Source organism: Rickettsia asiatica (assembly GCF_007989425.1).
GTDB lineage: Bacteria > Pseudomonadota > Alphaproteobacteria > Rickettsiales > Rickettsiaceae > Rickettsia > Rickettsia helvetica.
The window spans coordinates 99592-118366 of the sequence record NZ_AP019563.1; the positions used below are offsets into that span (position 1 = coordinate 99592).

The window sequence follows — 18775 nt, forward strand, 5'->3', positions numbered from 1 at the left end:
ATATTATATTATTTCGGTGTTTCAGGTTTAGGCGGTTCTTCATTTGTCTTCTCACCCCCTTCTTTTGACATACTTGTCCTATTTTTCTCAGCCTGATCTAATGTCTTATTGCGTTGTTTTAATCGTGCTTCCGCTCTGCCGGTAATACCTTGTCTTGTTTTATAATCCATTCCTATTGGACTTAATGCTTTTTGTCCTGCATCATGAGACATTTTACCACCAATTTCAGTAGCCGAAGGCCCAGCAGCACTAGTTAATTTTGCTACCATACGTCCTGAAAATTCGACATAACCGTACATACCGTAAGCAATAATAACTAGAGCTACGATATTTTGCATATTTACTCCCATCATACCCGACATATAATCCATTCCCCAAGGGGCAAACCAATTAATACAGAAGATAGGTACATTCAGCAATGCAATAGGTAAAATAGTACCGATAAACGGAATTTTTATCGGTAAAGTACATTTCCAACAAACGCTATAACCTAAAACAAAATCTAGATAAATGGTAAATAGCTGTGTTAGCACTATAATACCTGCCATCATAACTACCGGTTCTATCATATAGCGGATCGTAAACCTCACCCAATTATCAAACAAATACCTAGTAAAATCAAATAATAAGAAACTAATAAATAAAGGGGCTATACCTATTAATATACAAGTTGCCATAAATGCCATAATATAAACGGCAATAGCTCTAAGTGCCGTAATAATTACTATACCAAGTGCAACAAAAGTAATTATAAAATATATAATACCGCTAAGCCCAAGTGAAAGAAGTGCAAGTAATTGAGCGATAAATGTTTGACTAAAAAATATTTTACTCATTACTGCATCTAAAAACATAAAAGGATTAGAAATATTACTATTAGGATCAATAGAAGTAAATAAGCTATATCCGCTCATATTAGCAATAATTGCGTCTGAAAAATTGGTAATTGCATCAAAAAGATAGTTATTGAAAAATTCAAAAGTATTACCGTTCATAAGTCCGCTAACTACTCCGATTTTTGCTATTCTAATTACTAGCTCTTTTTGGTTTATCTTAGCAAAACCAAGCAAGAACATTGCTCCGTAAGTCATCACATACAGAATTAAAATTGCTTTAATATAGGTAAAAAAGTTAGTACAGGACGAGCTATCACTAGCTTTATAACATACCATATTTTTAAAAATAGAAGTAGCAGCCCCTTGCACTTTAGTTTTAAATAACTGAAGTAACGGATTCATTACTTTAATAGTAAAACTGCCTACTTTTAAGGATGTTGAGAAATATACTTTATAGCTACCTTCACTATCTTTATAATCCTTTAAATTATTATTAGGATCATTTAGAATTCTCATCCATATATAACCCGCTTCGTTTGCGTTAAAATTATATTTACCGTCGCTATCAACGTTAATTCCTTGAGGTGAATAGGTTTTACCGCTAGTATTCGGGTTTTCTGAAGCCTTTACTATTATGTATTGCACTCGTCCCCGATCATCAAAAGTATCGTTAAAACTATTACCGTTCTCTCTATAACATTTAGTCTGTTTAATATTTAGAACATATCCTCCCGTATTCTTACTAGCATCTTGTGAGGTGGGAGACCAAAGCCTATATTGTAAATAACTTTTTTCAATATTGCTGTTAAAAGGTATATTATATATAACTTTATATATATATTTATCGTCTTTATCTTTATATTCAGGCGGTTGATCTGCATCTGCAACAAACTGAGCAAATTCTAGCTTAGAAGGCAAAGCTTGACTTACAGAACCCGCGTCATTCATTTGATATATTAATCCGGTTGGTCCTTTGCCTCCTTTACCGTCCGCCGTATACCAAAATCTCCGATTCTTTTGAAAATCTCCATCGTTACATATTCCCGAAGTACAATTTACACCTCCAATATAATCCTTATCTTTAGGACTACGATTCTCGACACTATCAGGACATTTACCGTTTGGAGGAATATTAGCATTATTAGAGCATTGAAGATTTGAATAATCAATAAATAAATTACCTGAATTATCTGACCAACTAAAGGTAAAACTACCGTCATCTTTATAAGCTTCCGGCATTGTGCCATAGTGATTTATCCAAGCAGGTAAGGAATCACATATAAAACCAAGGCAACAATGAAACACGGCATTAGCAGAATCACATACCCACTGAGCAACAGCTTCTTGATGAATACATTTAAGAATACAATGACATTTTTCCCGATGCTTATTACCTTGCCAATAATTTTGCTTCAGTTCGCAAGCATTAACATATTGACCTAAATAAATAGAATATTTCCCGCAAATCGGCTCATAAGAAGTTTTGCCTTGTGAGCAATCTTTCGTAACCTCAGCATCTTTAAAAGCATCCTTAACTGTCGCATCCGTACTGGCAAAATTAGGAGATATGGAAACTAAAACTCTATCATTGGCGTATAATTCGGCAATATTACGCCATTCATTATTTTTTGCATCCATTATTAGAGAGACAGGCGGATTATTTGCATCGGTGATACGAGGGATCGGAATCATTTTACCGTTATCGTCTAAATGAGATCCAGTCCCTGTACGTTGTAAATTATCTTTTGGTATATAAGCTAAACACAAACTAATCTGACCGACCACTTGTAAATTCACCGGTTGGCTGTTTTCTACTAGCACCTGAGTATTTAACCATTCACCATAACGAGTAGGATCAGGAATAAGCTGAGTTGTACCGTCGGGCAATATCTTAGAAGTGTTTACATAATTAGCATTAGCATTAAGGGTTATAGTACCGGTTATTGAATCCGACCCTCCTTTACCGTCCGGAGCATATCTCATGTAGCAGCCGTCACCGACTTTTACTGCTCCTATCATACCAAGTGCTGCAAAAATAAAGCAAACTAACGTTGCTACTATAGCGAGTACTCCTAAAACTTTTAATAAGTTACTCTGCATATTCTATTATTTACCCCCACTCGTCAATAAGGCGTCTTTAGCACTACTACCTCCTTCTGTAGCAAGTGCATCATCTCCTTTCTGTCCTTCTTGGCGTTTACCTCCAGCATCCGGCTTATCTCCTACCGGCGGCTTACCTTGCGAAGCCATGGCAGCATCCTTAAGGAAAGCGGCTCCTTTCTTTACTAAATCAACGATTTTAGTTGGACTCGCCGTTACTGCATCCATATTAGGACCATTAGTTAAATCAGAAGCAAATCGCCCTATAGATTTAGAGAAGTAATAAAAAATAACCGAAAATACTAATACACATAAAAGTTCCGCTAAAATAGATATAACATCTCTAACAATTGATTTTATTGGGAAAAGTATCAATAAATGTTCTTCCCAACCTTCACCTGCATAATATTCTAACATTTTATATCCAAAACTTTCCTGACATTTATCTGCCCCGCCGACAGGAAGCCTTAACTCAAAAGTACTAAATCTAATATCCCCTTTTTCATAATCATATCTAAGGAATTCACAATTTTTAAATATTGCGGAATCATACATAGTTATTAATAAAGCTATAAAACCTGCTATTACTGCCGGCTGCAATGCACATGAGATACATACTTTTAACCACCCGTCAAAATAAGCTTTTGTACGAGTAAATAAAGCCATAGGAATGAATATAGGAGAAATATATGTCATAACGTAAATAGTAATCATGCAAACTAAATAATGCGTAATAAAATATAAAAGTATAGATAAAAATATTACAGAAAATACTAAACCTGCTGCAAGTATAATAACATTTCCGGCCATAAAGAATCCAAACATAACGGCAAAAAATCTTAGTGCTCCTGCTTTACTTAAATCTTTCGGTCTGTTATTTTTACCATCAGGATCAAAATTAGGTATAGGTGTATTATTACCACGGGGACCATTGCCAATCGAATTCCCTAAAACTCCATTCTTATCTATATTATAAAGTAAATCCAAGCCAAGATAATAACCTATACGGCAATCAATAGCGTCCCATAAACCGTAAAATTTATAACCGTCCTTATACTTTGAATTATCAAATTGACATAATCCTCTAGAACCTGCTGCATTAAAGATTATCTGTGCAAAGTCCGGTGCTGCTCCCGTCAAAAGAGGTAATCCATATTTTAACATACCGTTTTCTTTTGTCGGCTGACCTCCGCTAAAATCTAAAGGTCCAAGACCGATAGAAAAATAAGCAACAAATAAGAATTTTATTACAAAATGAGCTATTTTTTCAGTACTTGCATATTCTTTATTTAGAGCCATATTAAAGGCAAAAAACATAGTATAAAGAATTAGTGCCGCACCTATAGTTCTCTTTAAATAACCTTGAAATGTAGAAAAAGCAGCAAGATTAGTTATTCTAGAATTTTGATCTTGAGAACTACAACCATGTCCGGCAAAAAATATTTTATTAAGCGTTTCGCTCAAACACTGAACTGCAAGACCGGAAAAATTAATTAACGATTGACTATAATTTGCTCCCGTATAGCAACTTTTTCCTATATTACAATTTTCATCATCAGGCGGAGTAGGCGGTGGAGTAACACTTAAAGATTTACATGCTACCGGCATCGGTCCCCTTGACGTAGGCATAACTAAACATAGATCATTATCCCATTTTTTAACCGTTAAAACGATATTCTTTAATACAGGATTTGCTCCAAGATCAGGATTATTATCAGTACTTAAATCACTAATCTTCCTAGAGTCACCTTCATTTAAAGTATACATGGTGCAAGGGCTACTACTACCTTCTACATTTTTAAAACAAAACGTTATACTAGACGCAACTGAGTTACAATTACCTCTTGGATCTTTCATATCAATATTACGAATTATATAGCCATATGCCGTGTCCGTTTCTAAATACCCATCTGAAGTAGTCGGTAAACTAGAACATGATTCTCCAAAGCCGGCAAAGCTAGCTAAGCTTACAGACGCTATATAAACTATAATAAATATCTTTAAGGTTTTAAGAGTTTTCATTAGAACTATTATCTTTTTTTTCTGTTACTACGCCGCTTTTTACTAACTCATCCCATGCCTTTTCAGCATTTGCACGTCGTTCTGATATTTCTCCTCCTTCTTGTTCTCTTACTCTTCCTCCTCCGCTTGCTACTAGTTCATTCCATGCTTTTTCTACTTTTACACGTTTATCTCGAATCTCTGCATTTTCCCGTATCTGCTTTACTCCTGTCGGATTATCATGTTCCTTTAAGTTAAAACTATAATCAATTACTCCTGACCCCCTACTTGTACTGTCAACTTTTTCTTGCGGTGACGTAGTAGTATTATCTTCTTTTCTGTCGTTTTCTATATTTTTATTTTCTTCTACCTTTGCTTTTTCTGACTTATTAAGTTCATCAGCTAATTTATCAAATTTATTAGTTACACTATTATCCCTTTCTCTTATCTCAGTTACTACACCGCTATCGACTAATTCATTCCATTTCTTTTCTGCATTTGCATGTCGTTCCGATGTTTCTTCACCTTGCTGATCTCTTATTCTTCCTCCCCCGCTTGCTACTAATTCGTTCCACGCTTTCTCTACTTCTGCACGTTTATCACGAATCTCTGCATTTTCCCGTATCTGCTTTACTCCTGTCGGATTATCATGTTCCTTTAAGTTAAAACTATAATCAATTACTCCTGACCCCCTACTTGTACTGTCAACTTTTTCTTGTGGAGTTGCATTATCAACTTTTTCCTGTGAAGGCGGAGTATTATCAATCTCTTTTTTACTTTCTTGATTATTATCTCTTATGATTTTTCCAACACTTTCGGCTTCAATATTACTTTGTGGTGCAGGTGTAGAAATAGAAGTTCTAATACTAGCAGGCGGTGGTGAAACAGCTTCTGGAGGAGCAAGAGGAGGAGTAACAATATCCGATCTTGCTTCACTACTTACAGTTTTTGGGCTAGAAGTTGCTACAGAAGACGAAGCTATCGGCGTTGTTACCGCAGGTGTCGACGTACCTCCGCTTGCAGCAATATTATCGTTTGATAGTCCGCCTTTACCTACCTCTAAATCACTTGCTCCTCCACCTTGACCGGCTTTTAAATCACTTATTCCTCCTCCCCTGCTTGCTACCTGATCGAGACCCTTAGTTGTAGCACCCGCAGTAGCAAGTACTGCCATAGCTGCCTTAAATATTGCTTGCGGTTTTATAGCAACATTATTAAGAGCTACTCCTTCTGTCATATCTGCAGCAAATTCAGCTAGCTGACTACTAAAATTATACATCAAATACAATGTAAAACATGCCGTAACTAACGCAAGCAAAATATTTTTAATTTTCTCAAAAAGCACTTTTGGAGACATGAAAAACATTCCGGGACCCAAAACTACTCCCGATAAAAACTGGAATTTAGCAAGAAATTTATCGGTAGGTGTATCGCCCGGTTTACTATCGACAATTTCACTTACACTATCTTTTGCAAAATTAAATGCCGTGGTAATAGGGTTATTTAACATATAACCTAAACTATTTTGACAATTTTCTGCGTCCTCTTTTTTAGGATATTGTGATATATCATCCCAATCATTATTAATATAAAATATCAAAACATCACGGCTTGAAGTACCACCCTGTGCAAGATTTTCTATACTATTGTGAATTAACTTGCTCTTATATTGACATTTACCGTAGAAACCATAATCATATACCGAAAACATCGTGATCATAAAAGTAACTACCACCATAGGCTGTAGCAAGAACGAGATCATTAGTTTAACCCAGCTATCAAAATAATTTCGTGTATACGTGAATAAAAACATGGGTACAAAAAGAGGAGCTAAAATACCGAGTATTACTATAGATATCATACACATAATCGTTGCATTAACCATAAAGGCAGCAACCGAAATCACAAGTAACGGATACGAAAGAGCGAGTGACACTAACATCATATTACCGGAGATTATCGCCGGAATTAGCAAATAAATATATGGTGGAGCACTAAAACTAAAGAAATCAAAATTTAAAAAATCATGGCTTCGATAAGCATTTTCGACAAGTAACGTAGATAATATATCAAGCCCTAAATAATGAGCTACCCTACAATCTAATGCATCCCATAATGCAATATAAGAAACGGTACCGTCATAAGAAAGATTGTTAAATTTACATAAACCGGACGGAGCAGCATTCATAACCCAACTTGCTAAACCGTTTATACCGTCAAGTAAGAAAGGAAACGCCCACTGAATCATACCGTCTAACCGGTCATATGGAGAGCCATTACCAGGGGTTATATTAATTCCTATTGAAAAATAAGTTACGAATATCATTTTCAATATAAAGTTTATATACTCACTTTTTGGCGGTACTTCACCTGCAAGTAACAGTTTAAAGCCAAAAAACATAACATATAAAGTTAGAAAAGCTGTAACTATTTTATACATTCCTACTTGGAACTGAAATAATGCACTATCTTGCCTTGAAGCCAAATTAACCACTTGGCTTACATTATCAAAACTACAAACATCTTTACTAATTAGTAATCTAGTAATCATTTGCCTCATACACTCTATAAGAGGAGAAGTCATGACTACTGCAGTTTTTGAAGCATTATAAGCTTTTTGATAGCATCCTCCACCTGCTGCACTACAGGAAACTAAGGCTAAAGGATCGGTAGGCGTTTCATTTGGATCTTCAATCAAATCCTTATCTGCTACATCCATAAAGCTATTATACATGGATTTTGGAAACGGCTCTTTCATATATTTACAGCCGACGGGAACGTCTCCTGTAAACCCCTTTGTTGAGACACATATTCTATCTTTATCTTGAATAACTTTCCAATATATTACAGGGAAGCCTACATCAAATGCAAAACCGTCATCACCGGGCTTACCGCTATATGGAACATAATAATCTTTCTTATTATTTTCCCACGCTTTTTTTATATCATCCCAAGGATCACTACCTGTTAATACGGCTTTAGCAATAGCAAGTGCCGATTCTAAAACAGCTTCTGCTCTAGCTACAATTAGTTTAGCATTACTACATAAAGCAAAACGTAATTCCGGATTTTTAGGATCAATTCTGTTTTCACGAGTACATTGACCTCCTGGAAAATTTCCAAACTTACTATCGTTAAATAAATCTTTATCATTTATTTTAAGCTTTAAAAACGTATTCATGTATAAGACGGGAGAAACAAGATTCATTACCGCAAAAGTAAAGAACGGAGCAACAATACATGTATGAGAGAATTCACTACGTAATAAATCACCTACGCCTTGAGTTTCGCAAGTTAAACCGTTTAAAACATCTACAATGCTATCAAGAGTATCTTTAGCATGAATTTTAGTAACTAACCCTAAATTTAGGATAAAGCTTAGTACTAATGTTATAAGTATACTACGAGGAAATAATTTCATCACTAGTTACTTGCCTCGTATTGTAAAAATGTCATCCCGTGAACAAGCCACGGGATCTCAGGACATAGTCTGTGAGACAAGATCCCGCAGTCAAGCCGCGGGATGACAAACAGGAATCTATAATGTTTTAACTGCTTCATAAAATATAGGTAACCACTTATCCGGATCATTGCCGTATTTCTCTCTAATTTGATCGAGCAATATTACAGTCTCAACTCTGCCAGATAAAACACTAATTATATTATTCATACCGTCTAAGTTAACTTTGGCAACTACGGCATCTATTCCTTGTTTTATTAAAAAATAACGTGTAGTAGGGTCGGTAGTTTTAATTAAAATATATTCTCGCTGACTTAACATAAATGCACTACGATAAATATCCGTAGCTTTCAAATTAGGTAAAAAAATCTGCGTAGCTGTTTGTTGAATCAACGTATCACTAATTCTACTTTTTGCGGCATCTTCAACACTCTGCGTAGCAAATATAACAAAAGTATTTAATTTTCTCAACACTTTTAACCAATCTTTGATCTTAGGTGCAAACACCGGATTATCGATTAAAGCCCATGCTTCATCAAGCACTATCATAGTTTTCTGCCCATCTAAAGAGATATTAATACGATGGAAAATATATAACAATACCGGTGCAAGGCTTATAGGATCTTTAAGTAATTCAGTCATATCAAAACCAAATACCCTTGCTTTTTGTAAATCAATATTATCTATTTCATTGTCAAATATCTTAGCGTGTGAACCTTTACCAACCCACATTGCAATCCTACTTGCCAAACTATTTGGTGTATCAATACCAAGAAATGCTATAACATTACTAAGCTTTCTGTCTTTTCTTTCTAATCTAAAATTACCGCTTACCGCTTGAGATAAGATTTTATTATCTTGTGCAGTTAAACTTTCACCGTTAGAAGTTACAAGCACGCGAAGCCACTCTAAAATAAACGTTCTATTCTCACTAGTATCTTCAAGCTGTAAAGGGTTAAAGTTGCATTTTAAGCCCGGATCAATTACTGTATAAACTCCGTTTAAAGCACGTATAAATATTTCTGCTCCTCGATCTTTATCAAAAAAGAACATACGAGGTTTGAATTTTTGTGCTTCAGCACATAAGAAATTCATAAGAACTGTTTTACCGGCACCAGTTGGACCGATAATTAGAGTATGTCCAACATCCCTTACATGGAAATTAAAATAAAACGGCGTACCTGAAGTAGTATCAAGTACTGTGACATATTCTCCCCAATGGTTATCTCTAATTTTACCGAGCGGATAATTATGTTGTGAGGCAAAGCTAGCCATATTAAGAGTATTTATAGTGGATTTACGCACTATATAATCCATATTTCCCGGCAACTGTCCCCAATAGCTAGGTTCCATGTTAACTTTTTCTCTAACTGGCTGAATTCCTGAATTAGAAAGCTCAACTGCTGCCATTGACAATATATCTTCCAAAGCTTTAATATTATTTGCGGAACATAAAAGCGATAAATGATGCTCACCAAAACCGATATCACCGCTAGTAGCCATATCAAGGGCCGTATTGATTTCAGCAATTTGTGAAGTAGCCTTGTCACCGGATTGTATCATTCTATTTTGCTGTAATTGCATTTTACCGATCGCTATGGTTCTATTAGCAAAGACAAAGCTTTGTGTCATGACAAATTCAAAAGGCATTTGCAGGAATCCGTCAAAAATTCCTGCCGAAGTATTAGGACCGTATTCAAGTATACTGATCATTCCAGCATATTTCTTGCCAAGCGGACTTCTTGCTTCAATAGTACGAGAATCAAAAAATAAGCGATGAGTCGGTAAATATTCGTCAATAGTACCACGCGGTAATGCTATAGGACCTGGTGAATCGCCGCAATTAATTAAAGATGAAAGGAATTCTAAAATTTCGCAATAACTACCTGACTGCGTTTGACGAACTCCAAGTAATCTTGCTCCGTAACTTCTGAATGTATTAACCACTCTAGTTGATATTTCTTGAAGATTTTCTTTCATCTCTTTCATGTCGTTTTCCCAAGCAGTTTTATTAGATTTTTGTCTAAGCTTCTTTAGAAAATACTCAACTATAGCAGCACCGCCGGTATCAGGCTTATATAAAATACTAATATATAATTCATTAAAAAACGACCTAGCACCCGCATGTTTCTTACGCCATTCTGCACCTAAATAAGTAATAAAATCATTAGGGACTTTTACGGTAGGATCATAAGTAAATTCCGTATCGTCAAATATTACTGCTTTACGTCTTCTAATAGTATGGAAATACATAATGATATTTCCCGAAGCCATATTTTTAAGTAAGGCATTTCTGATATTCTTTTTAATATCTAGATCTTCATCATCGGCAGTTTCAAAAGAAAATCCGTTTATTTTAATAACTTGTAATAAAGAATTATCTTTCGTTAAAATAGTATTACTATCCCAATGACATTTATAAGGAATAAAATGCGAAGTGGGTCTTTCTTGTTTAGACCTTAATTCTTTAGCTGCTCTAGTTCTAAATAACTTCATTACCTCACCTGATTTAACTATTTTGATTTATTTTGTCATTGCGAGGAGAGGCGAAGCCTCGACGTGGCAATCTCAGAAATTTTATGCTGTTTCATGAGATTGCCATGTGGCAGCCTACGGCTGCTCGCAATGACGATTTTAGAGACATATACATCATCAAATATTATACGAATTTGCTCCGTAGTAAAATTTATTAGGACATTGGCTAGTTCTTGACATTTTATTTAAATATAGCTCTATGAATCTCGGTTCTTTAAAACATATAATATAAGCTACCAAATGCAAAGCAGTTGCAATGAATAAAATCATAATGCCGTTATTCCAAATAAATACTATCATCGTCATTATCATATTTAATGCAGCAAACTTAATACTTACTCCAAATATCATCGGCGGTCTAGTTAACCCTACAAATAAAAGATCAGATGCTAATGCTCCTGCCATAAAAAACCTCTATTAATTTATATTAATATCAAGACAATATTGAATTCGGTACTTCACTATTCACAAAATGTACGTAACCGTTATTATTTTCAAGTGCATTAACTGCTATCTTAATTAATTCTTCTTCGATGAAATTATTACTATCATCTAACATTGATTTCAACAAGTTAATATCTCGTATTTTTATATTATATGGAAACGTCTCTCGGATACCTGTAATATCTCATATGGCAATATTAAATGTTCCGCACTTAATGCAGAAGCAATTGTTGCTACCGTTAAGTTAACATTTAATAAATGCGTTTTCTCCTGATCATCGTTAGCAAACGGTGCTATCACGGGTATAATATTATTATCTTCAAAATTTAATAAAATTTCCAGATTAATCATAATAGGCTTGCTTAAAAAACCAACATTTATAACATCATGATTTACAATTTTTCGGTGAGATAATTTTGATTTTTTTGCTTGCAGTAAATTAGCATCCTTACCCGAAATACCAACTGCATAACAACCTATACTACTTAACTTTGTTACTATAAGCTTGTTAACGTAACTGGATAAAATTTCCATAATAATAGGATTATTTAGAGAACTATAGTCGCTTATTTTACTAATTTTTTGACTAAAATTTTCATCTATTTGTGATATTAAAGACGAACTTCATAAATCAATATGATCATGTACTATATATATTTTAGCACCGCACATCTCAAGTAATCTAATAGATTCAATAAAAGCCGTAAATAATTTATCGTCAATAATAATAGTAGCAGGTAATTTTAGAACTATTGCTTGACTCTTCAGCTCACTACTACACTTTATTATATTCTTAATTATAGCAATGTTATTTAATGAAGAAATACTATCTCCTCTTTACCTTTGAGGTTTGATGCATTTTGCCAAACTAGCTTTAAATTCTCTTGCACCTTCTTTACTCCTACTACTTACATATATAACATTACATGAGTAGTTTAAAGTTGCAAGAAAATTCTGTGCTTCATCGTTAAGGTTTTTATGATCCGTAACTTTATCCGATTTTGTGAAAATAATTTGAAATTCTCTTTTATTTGCAAGTAATAGCTCAGCTACTTTCTTATCGTTTTCTTTTATACCCCTTCTTGAATCAATCAATAAGTTAACTAACCTTAAATTATGACTATTTCGTAAATAATAACTAATTAACACTTCCCACTGCTCTTTGACTGATATAGGAACATTAGCAAAACCATAACCGGGAAGATCAACTATAATAAGTTTATCTGCAAGGTTAAAGAAATTGATTTGTCTAGTACGCCCCGGAGTATTAGAAACTTTAGCAAGATTTTTATTATTACATATCGTGTTTATTAGGCTTGATTTGCCGACATTTGACTTACCGACAAACGCAATTTCCGGTAATGAAAAATTGGGGATTTGATTTATATTCATAGCACCGGCTACAAATTTAGCTTGATGACGAAAAAGCTTACTGCCATCAGTCGATTTTGTAGGCACTATTTTCTGAGTAGTCATAATTTGCTTTCGTATTGGATGTAATTAGGCATTGTTGCGTGGATACCGAGTCGTCATTGCGAACGACTGAAGGCTTTATTGCATGGCTCGAAAAACCTGTGCGATGTCATTCCCGCGTAGGCGGGAATCCAGTAAAACATATAAAAAACAAGTTCTTTATATATTTATTTTATCAAATATGTAACTTCTATATCAATATTGAAGTTATTTTTCTGGATTCCCGCCTACGCGGGAATGATATAAAACGAGTCATGCAATACGCTATAAGTGAGCCAGAATGACATTGAAAAAATATGGTAGCGGGGGCTGGATTTGAACCAACGACCTTCAGGTTATGAGCCTGACGAGCTACCGAGCTGCTCCACCCCGCAATAATTGAGAATTGACGATTTATCTGTGTTATATTGTGACTTGACTCCCGAACGTTTAAGATATCATTCTCGTATGATAAAATCGTCATAAGCTATACAACTAAAAGCCTTGTTACATGGACCATTATAACGTGTTGGATGTCATTCCGTTGATCGCAGGCACCCAGTAAAACATATAAAAAACAAGTTCTTTATATATTTATTTTATCAAATATGTAACTTCTATATCAATATTGAAGTTATTTTTCTGGATTCCCGCCTACGCGGGAATGACATAACACGATCCACGCAACAAAGCACAACTTTCTTATAATGAATCCAAGAAATATAAGCCTAACTAGCTTCTTTCTTACTACCGAAAGAAAGACCTGAGAATCTTTTATTGAAATCACTAACACTTTTGTTTGATTGATTTACTACATTTCCGGAATCTTTATTCCATGCTGGATGCTTTCTAAAATCAACATCCATTAAAATTTCACCTGTAGGATGAGTAGACATTGTTTCAAAAACATCACTTCCTACTTTAATCAAAAACTTTTTATATTCTGGATGTATACCGCTTTTCATAATGATTTCGCCGTTTTAGTCTGAATTATTTTTTTCTTAATAGCTCTAGCCGTACTAGATAAAACATTATCATCGGCTTTTAGAATATATGCATCAAAACCGCCGGCTTTTTCCACTGAACTAATACATCTAGCATTAACCGATAATCTATATTCTCCGGCTGTTATATCACTTGTAAACTTAACTGACCTTAAATTAGGCTCAAAACGTCTTCTAGTTTTACGCTGAGAATGTGATACATTGTTGCCGTATAAAACACCCACACCTGTGAGTTCGCACTTATGAGACATATAGCTAAATACCTTAAAACTTATAAATATACAATAAATAAAAAATATAAAGTAATACTCCCCTAGTGTCAAGAGATAATTATGGTCCATTTAGTGAAGAAATAAAGATAGGTACGATGTATTTATACGTGAAATAGGCAAAAGCCAAACCTAAAATAGTACCAATAACGATTATGCGGAATTTTGCAGGACTAAAAATTAAAATAACTATTCCAAGAATAATTACTATTTTTATTATATCATCTGTCGTATAAGAGCTAGAATTTATAGCATAAACATTTAGGTTTATACCTAGAAATATTACTATACATAATAAGTGCTTAAACATTTTACACCTCTATAGGACCGGTAGTTAATCCATTTATAAATTGTTTTAAATAAGGATTATCACTATTACGCATTTCATCTTTACTGCCGTACCATTTAATTTTCCCTTGATAAATCATAGCTACTTCTTTAGCTATTTTTTCGGCACTAATCATATCATGAGTTATAGTAATCGTAGTTGCCCCTAACTCTTCTTGGATTTTTATAATTAATTCGTTGATAACATTTGCCATTATAGGATCAAGCCCTGTGGTCGGTTCATCAAGAAATAAAATCGACGGTGTACTACAAATAGCCCTAGCAAGGGCTACTCTTTTTTGCATTCCTCCCGATAATTCGGAAGGGTAAAGATCGAGTATTCTAGGGGATAAACCGACGGAATTAAGCTTTGCACCGGCAAGGTCGTTTTTTTCTTTCTTAGATAATTTTTTAGTCTCGAAAGTAATATTATCACATATATTTAAGGAGTCAAATAATGCTCCGCCTTGGAATAAAAAACCTATACCATCCATAATCTCAAATTTTTGTTTACTTGAGATATCTTGGATTTCTACATTATCAATAAAAATTTTACCTTTATCAGGTTTAATCAATCCTACTATATTTTTAATTAGAACAGATTTGCCGCTACCGGAACCACCTAAAATAACTAATGAACTGCCCTTTTTTACATCCAAATCTATTCCGTCTAACACCTTATGATTAGCAAATGATTTATACAATGACTGAATTTTAATTTTAAACTCTTCTTTTTCACTCATATCTATACTTTAAAAAATAATTCGGTTATTAAATAATTGCTTATTAAGATAAGGATAGAAGAATTTACTACTGCCGAGGTAGTTGCTCTTCCAACTCCCTTAGCCCCTTTACCTGAATAATAGCCGCTATAGCAACTTATTATAGAAATGATAAACCCAAAAACTCCCGCTTTAACAAGACCGGAAATTACGTCAATCGGCTCTAAATACTGAAAAGTACTGGTTAAATAAGCTGAACTATTAAAATCAAGTTTATATACCCCTACCAAATAACCGCCCATAACACCAATTATATCCCCGATTAAAACAAGATAAGGCATTGTAATAATAGCTGCTATTACTCTTGGAAAAACTAAATATTTAATAGGATCGGTAGATAAAGTATATAAAGCATCTACCTGCTCCGTTACTCTCATTGTTGCTATTTCGGCGGCGATTGATGCCCCGACTCTTCCCGCTACCATTAACCCCGCAAGTACCGGTCCAAGTTCTCTAGTCAGCGACAATACTACTACCGTTGCAATGGAACTTTCAGCTGAGAAACGGGAAAAACCGGTATAACTCTGTAATGCAAGTACTGCACCTGAGAAAAAAGTTGTCATCGCAACAACCGGAAGCGAGTGAAACCCGATAAATAATAATTGTCTGATGATTAAACTCAAATATAAAGGCGGTCTTATGATACTGCTAACGGCAGCAAAGCTAAATAGAGAAAAACTGCCTACACTTTGTGCAAACTTTATAGTACGTTTACCGACCGAATTAGCTATATTTAATAACATTTATGTATATTTTTTTGTTTTATAATTGTTATCTAAATCGTCATTGCGAGCAGCCGTAGGCTGCGTGGCAATCTCATGAAATAATAACAAACTCCTGAGATTGCTTCGTCAATTACTTTGTAATTTTCCTCGCAATGACGCTTACTTATAAACCCTCTTATATCTACTACTGAGACTAGTCAATACCTCATACCCGATAGTACCTATAATACTCGCTATTTTATCAGGCGTGCAATGATTTCCGATAATTTCCGCTTCCTGCCCTAGAAAAATATCGGATGGCGGTAGATCGGTAACATCGATATTTATCAAATCCATCGATACTCGCCCTACTATAGGAACACTGCGACCGTTAATAAACACCTCGCCTTGATTACTAAAATTACGGCTATATCCGTCAGCATAACCAAGCGGTAACGTTGCAATGACACTATCACGCTTAGTTGTAAAAGTCATATTATAACCGATATGGCTATCTAGTGTCAAATTCTGTAAGTGGATTATTGGGGCTTTTAAGGTTACAGGATTTTTCATTACAGGGTTAAGTCCGTATAAGGCTGCCCCTGGTCTTGCTAAATCAAAATGGTAATCCTGTCCTAAAAATATGCCGCCGGAATTAGCAAGGCTTGCTTTGACGTTCGGAAAATATTGTAAATAAGCTTTAAATCTGTTTAATTGTTCTAGATTATAAGGATTATCTATTTCCTCGGATATAGCTAGATGGCTTATAATATATTGTAAATCTAGCCCTTTTAATAAATCACGATCATTAATTAGCTGCTCTATCTCATCAGAGCTTAAGCCAAGACGATTAATCCCCGTATTGAAATGTAAATCACAAGGCAATAATCGGTTTTTCAAATTACCGAATTTTTGCCAAATTTCTATTTGTTTTAAGTTATTTAGAACAGGTGTTAAATTATATTCTATAAGCTCTAAAGCATCATGCTCAAAAACTCCGTTAAGAACTAAAATATTTGCATCATTACTTAGTGCTTTGCGTAAATTCACTCCCTCTTCACTTGAGGCCACAAAAAAATGCTTACAATTTTCTTCTATTAAAGCTTTAGAAATTTGCATTGCTCCAAGTCCGTAACCATCAGCTTTAACGGCAGCACCGACTAACGAGGTTTTGCAAATATCTTGTAATAAAAGGTAATTATTTTTTATTGCAGATAGATTTATTTCTAGAGTACATAAACTCATAATATATTTCTTAACTCTTTAACGATAATTGGCATTACCGGTATTATATGAAATTTTGGAGGTAAGTCACCTACTTCTATAGTATCGGTAACAAAAATATTATCTATTACCGAATTTTCAATTTTATCTTTAGAGACGGCAGAAAGCACTGCATGAGTTATAAAAGCACTAACCGATAAAACCGTGTGTTCTTTTAAAAATCTCGCTGCTTTTACTATTGTTTCGCCGCTATCTATAATATCATCAATTAATATGCAATTTTTGCCCTCTACACTACCTGTTATTGATATCATCTCACAATTATTATTTATATCCCTTTCTTTGTTTATATAAGCTGAATCTATATTTAGTAAATTACTAATTTTTTGAACTCGATTAATATTCCTTGATCAGGTGCAACTATGACGAAATTGCTATAAGTTCTTAAAAACGGGATATATAAATTTATAGGTTCAAGATTTAGAAACAGGAATATTAAAAAATTTCTCTATTTTATCGGAGTGTAAATCAATAGTAATTACATGGTTTACTCCGAGCTTCTCTAAAAAATCTGCTATTAACTTAGCAGGAATTATATTTTGAGAATTTATATTATCTTGCCTTGCATAACCGAAATAAGGCATTACCAAAATTATTCGATTTGCTCCTGCTTTTTTTGCTGCATCTACTAGCAAGAACAGCTCAATTAAGCGATCATTAACGGGTTTTGATGTGGATTGTACTATGATTATATCTTCATTATGAAACGATTCTTGAATTTCTACTTTTATTTCGGAATCATTGAAATAAGTAATTCTCGGCTCAATATATTTTATATTTAATGCTATAGCTAAACGAGATGCGAGTAACTTATTACTACTGCCTGCTAAGATTTTCATGTAAGTGGTTTATGTTGTTTAACGTCATTGCGAGCGACTGAAAGGAGCATAGCAATCTCAGGATTTTGACACGAGATTGCTTCGTCAATTACTTCGTAATTTTCCTCGCAATGACGTTTTAGTAATAATACCGAATTTAAGAACGACTTTCTAATTTTTGTATTAGTGCCTCAAAACCTTGATTTTTTAAAGTATCGGTAAACTCGTCTTGTTGAGCTCCAATAAGACTTACACCTTCCGTAATTATATCAGAAACTTTAAAAACGTCTTTTCCGTTTCCTTTCATTTCACGTACAAGATATTCTACTTTAATAGGGTCTTGCTCTTTATTACTAATGATATTCATAGCAACCATAAAATCGGTCGAGCTTAAAGTACGAACTCCTACTATTTTAGGCTGTTCACCTTTATAATCTTTTATTAAATCAGTATAAGATTTAGTAACATATTTAGAGTAAACTTTGATGAATTCCTGAACCTGCCCACCTGATAAAGTTTTTATCCCATTTCTGCCTAATGTATATTTAGCCATCCAATCAAAATCTAGGTTCTGAGACATTAACTCACGTGCTTTAGCAATTTTTACTCGCTCAGATAGCTTACTATCGTTTAATATACTAGAAGCTTCATTTACTAAATTAGTAACGTAACTGTTCAAACCGGCAGGCACTTTTTCATTAGAATAAGCGGAAAACGTTATAACTAATAGAAATAAACCTGTAATAATTTTTTGCATAT

General features: G+C 34.2%; 15 protein-coding genes, 1 tRNA gene and 2 pseudogenes. 1 reads left to right on the plus strand and 17 read right to left on the minus strand.

What is annotated here, in order from left to right; genetic code table 11:
* Positions 1 to 8: 8 nt before the first annotated feature.
* The 16 genes and pseudogenes from RAS_RS00565 to prs all read right to left on the minus strand — a co-directional run bounded on the left by RAS_RS00565 (position 9) and on the right by prs (position 18037).
* Positions 9 to 2936, minus strand: a complete 2928-nt coding sequence (locus RAS_RS00565; protein WP_147141349.1) for a TrbL/VirB6 family protein — start codon at positions 2934 to 2936, stop codon at positions 9 to 11.
* A gap of 6 nt (positions 2937 to 2942) precedes the next feature.
* The gene (locus tag RAS_RS00570) at positions 2943 to 4958 is read right to left on the minus strand and encodes a TrbL/VirB6 family protein (RefSeq protein WP_147141352.1); all 2016 of its coding nucleotides are present in this window, start codon (positions 4956 to 4958) and stop codon (positions 2943 to 2945) included.
* Positions 4945 to 8358 (minus strand): type IV secretion system protein, encoded by a 3414-nt coding sequence (locus RAS_RS00575; RefSeq protein ID WP_147143857.1) that lies wholly within the window; start codon positions 8356 to 8358, stop codon positions 4945 to 4947. Before RAS_RS00575 ends, RAS_RS00570 begins: the two co-directional genes overlap by 14 nt.
* Before the next feature lie 117 nt (positions 8359 to 8475).
* The gene (locus RAS_RS00580; RefSeq protein ID WP_147141355.1) at positions 8476 to 10893 is read right to left on the minus strand and encodes a VirB4 family type IV secretion/conjugal transfer ATPase; all 2418 of its coding nucleotides are present in this window, start codon (positions 10891 to 10893) and stop codon (positions 8476 to 8478) included.
* A gap of 156 nt (positions 10894 to 11049) precedes the next feature.
* Positions 11050 to 11337 (minus strand): type IV secretion system protein VirB3, encoded by a 288-nt coding sequence (locus RAS_RS00585; RefSeq protein ID WP_147141359.1) that lies wholly within the window; start codon positions 11335 to 11337, stop codon positions 11050 to 11052.
* 28 nt (positions 11338 to 11365) lie between these two features.
* Positions 11366 to 12266: pseudogene (locus RAS_RS00590) on the minus strand (amino acid kinase family protein).
* Positions 12214 to 12852 carry a ribosome biogenesis GTP-binding protein YihA/YsxC gene (yihA, locus tag RAS_RS00595; RefSeq protein ID WP_147141362.1) on the minus strand — a complete coding sequence of 213 codons (639 nt, stop codon included), beginning with the start codon at positions 12850 to 12852 and terminating at the stop codon, positions 12214 to 12216. Before yihA ends, RAS_RS00590 begins: the two are co-directional and overlap by 53 nt.
* A 294-nt stretch (positions 12853 to 13146) precedes the next feature.
* A tRNA-Met gene (locus RAS_RS00600) sits at positions 13147 to 13223 on the minus strand.
* Positions 13224 to 13556: 333 nt separating this feature from the next.
* Positions 13557 to 13793, minus strand: coding sequence for a 50S ribosomal protein L31 (gene rpmE / locus RAS_RS00605; RefSeq protein WP_004996719.1), 237 nt, complete (start codon positions 13791 to 13793; stop codon positions 13557 to 13559).
* Entirely contained in the window at positions 13790 to 14083 is a 294-nt protein-coding gene (rpmB, locus tag RAS_RS00610; RefSeq protein WP_010423982.1) for a 50S ribosomal protein L28, read from the minus strand. The genes rpmE and rpmB overlap by 4 nt, the downstream gene beginning before the upstream one ends.
* A 79-nt stretch (positions 14084 to 14162) precedes the next feature.
* Complete coding sequence (locus tag RAS_RS00615; protein ID WP_010423985.1) at positions 14163 to 14411, minus strand: DUF5510 family protein; 249 nt, start codon at positions 14409 to 14411, stop codon at positions 14163 to 14165.
* A 1-nt stretch (position 14412) separates the two neighbouring features.
* Positions 14413 to 15171 carry an ABC transporter ATP-binding protein gene (locus RAS_RS00620; protein ID WP_010423988.1) on the minus strand — a complete coding sequence of 253 codons (759 nt, stop codon included), beginning with the start codon at positions 15169 to 15171 and terminating at the stop codon, positions 14413 to 14415.
* A gap of 2 nt (positions 15172 to 15173) precedes the next feature.
* The gene (locus RAS_RS00625; protein WP_010423991.1) at positions 15174 to 15953 is read right to left on the minus strand and encodes an MlaE family ABC transporter permease; all 780 of its coding nucleotides are present in this window, start codon (positions 15951 to 15953) and stop codon (positions 15174 to 15176) included.
* A gap of 141 nt (positions 15954 to 16094) precedes the next feature.
* Positions 16095 to 17159 (minus strand): alanine racemase, encoded by a 1065-nt coding sequence (locus RAS_RS00630; RefSeq protein WP_010423994.1) that lies wholly within the window; start codon positions 17157 to 17159, stop codon positions 16095 to 16097.
* Positions 17156 to 17539: a phosphoribosyltransferase family protein gene (locus tag RAS_RS09205; protein WP_332094828.1), complete on the minus strand. Its 384-nt coding sequence runs from the start codon at positions 17537 to 17539 to the stop codon at positions 17156 to 17158. Before RAS_RS09205 ends, RAS_RS00630 begins: the two co-directional genes overlap by 4 nt.
* Positions 17540 to 17611: 72 nt before the next feature.
* A complete protein-coding gene (gene prs, locus RAS_RS09210; protein ID WP_029374849.1) occupies positions 17612 to 18037 on the minus strand; it encodes a ribose-phosphate diphosphokinase in 426 nt (141 codons plus the stop codon).
* A gap of 37 nt (positions 18038 to 18074) precedes the next feature.
* On the opposite strand from prs, the pseudogene RAS_RS10880 reads away from it, so the two are divergent.
* Positions 18075 to 18167: pseudogene (locus RAS_RS10880) on the plus strand (lytic transglycosylase domain-containing protein); the annotation flags it as partial.
* 6 nt (positions 18168 to 18173) lie between these two features.
* Here RAS_RS10880 and RAS_RS00640 read toward each other — a convergent pair.
* Entirely contained in the window at positions 18174 to 18773 is a 600-nt protein-coding gene (locus RAS_RS00640; RefSeq protein ID WP_147141365.1) for a Tgt2/MlaC family protein, read from the minus strand.
* Positions 18774 to 18775: the final 2 nt, after the last annotated feature.

Excerpts from the sequence above, each read along its gene's own strand:
- RAS_RS00565 (WP_147141349.1), bottom strand. The coding sequence starts at position 2,936 with ATGCAGAGTAACTTATTAAAAGTTTTAGGAGTACTCGCTATAGTAGCA.
- RAS_RS00570 (WP_147141352.1), bottom strand. The coding sequence starts at position 4,958 with ATGAAAACTCTTAAAACCTTAAAGATATTTATTATAGTTTATATAGCG.
- RAS_RS00575 (WP_147143857.1), bottom strand. The coding sequence starts at position 8,358 with ATGAAATTATTTCCTCGTAGTATACTTATAACATTAGTACTAAGCTTT.
- RAS_RS00580 (WP_147141355.1), bottom strand. The coding sequence starts at position 10,893 with ATGAAGTTATTTAGAACTAGAGCAGCTAAAGAATTAAGGTCTAAACAA.
- RAS_RS00585 (WP_147141359.1), bottom strand. The coding sequence starts at position 11,337 with ATGGCAGGAGCATTAGCATCTGATCTTTTATTTGTAGGGTTAACTAGA.
- yihA (WP_147141362.1), bottom strand. The coding sequence starts at position 12,852 with ATGACTACTCAGAAAATAGTGCCTACAAAATCGACTGATGGCAGTAAG.
- rpmE (WP_004996719.1), bottom strand. The coding sequence starts at position 13,793 with ATGAAAAGCGGTATACATCCAGAATATAAAAAGTTTTTGATTAAAGTA.
- rpmB (WP_010423982.1), bottom strand. The coding sequence starts at position 14,083 with ATGTCTCATAAGTGCGAACTCACAGGTGTGGGTGTTTTATACGGCAAC.
- RAS_RS00615 (WP_010423985.1), bottom strand. The coding sequence starts at position 14,411 with ATGTTTAAGCACTTATTATGTATAGTAATATTTCTAGGTATAAACCTA.
- RAS_RS00620 (WP_010423988.1), bottom strand. The coding sequence starts at position 15,171 with ATGAGTGAAAAAGAAGAGTTTAAAATTAAAATTCAGTCATTGTATAAA.
- RAS_RS00625 (WP_010423991.1), bottom strand. The coding sequence starts at position 15,953 with ATGTTATTAAATATAGCTAATTCGGTCGGTAAACGTACTATAAAGTTT.
- RAS_RS00630 (WP_010423994.1), bottom strand. The coding sequence starts at position 17,159 with ATGAGTTTATGTACTCTAGAAATAAATCTATCTGCAATAAAAAATAAT.
- prs (WP_029374849.1), bottom strand. The coding sequence starts at position 18,037 with ATGAAAATCTTAGCAGGCAGTAGTAATAAGTTACTCGCATCTCGTTTA.
- RAS_RS00640 (WP_147141365.1), bottom strand. The coding sequence starts at position 18,773 with ATGCAAAAAATTATTACAGGTTTATTTCTATTAGTTATAACGTTTTCC.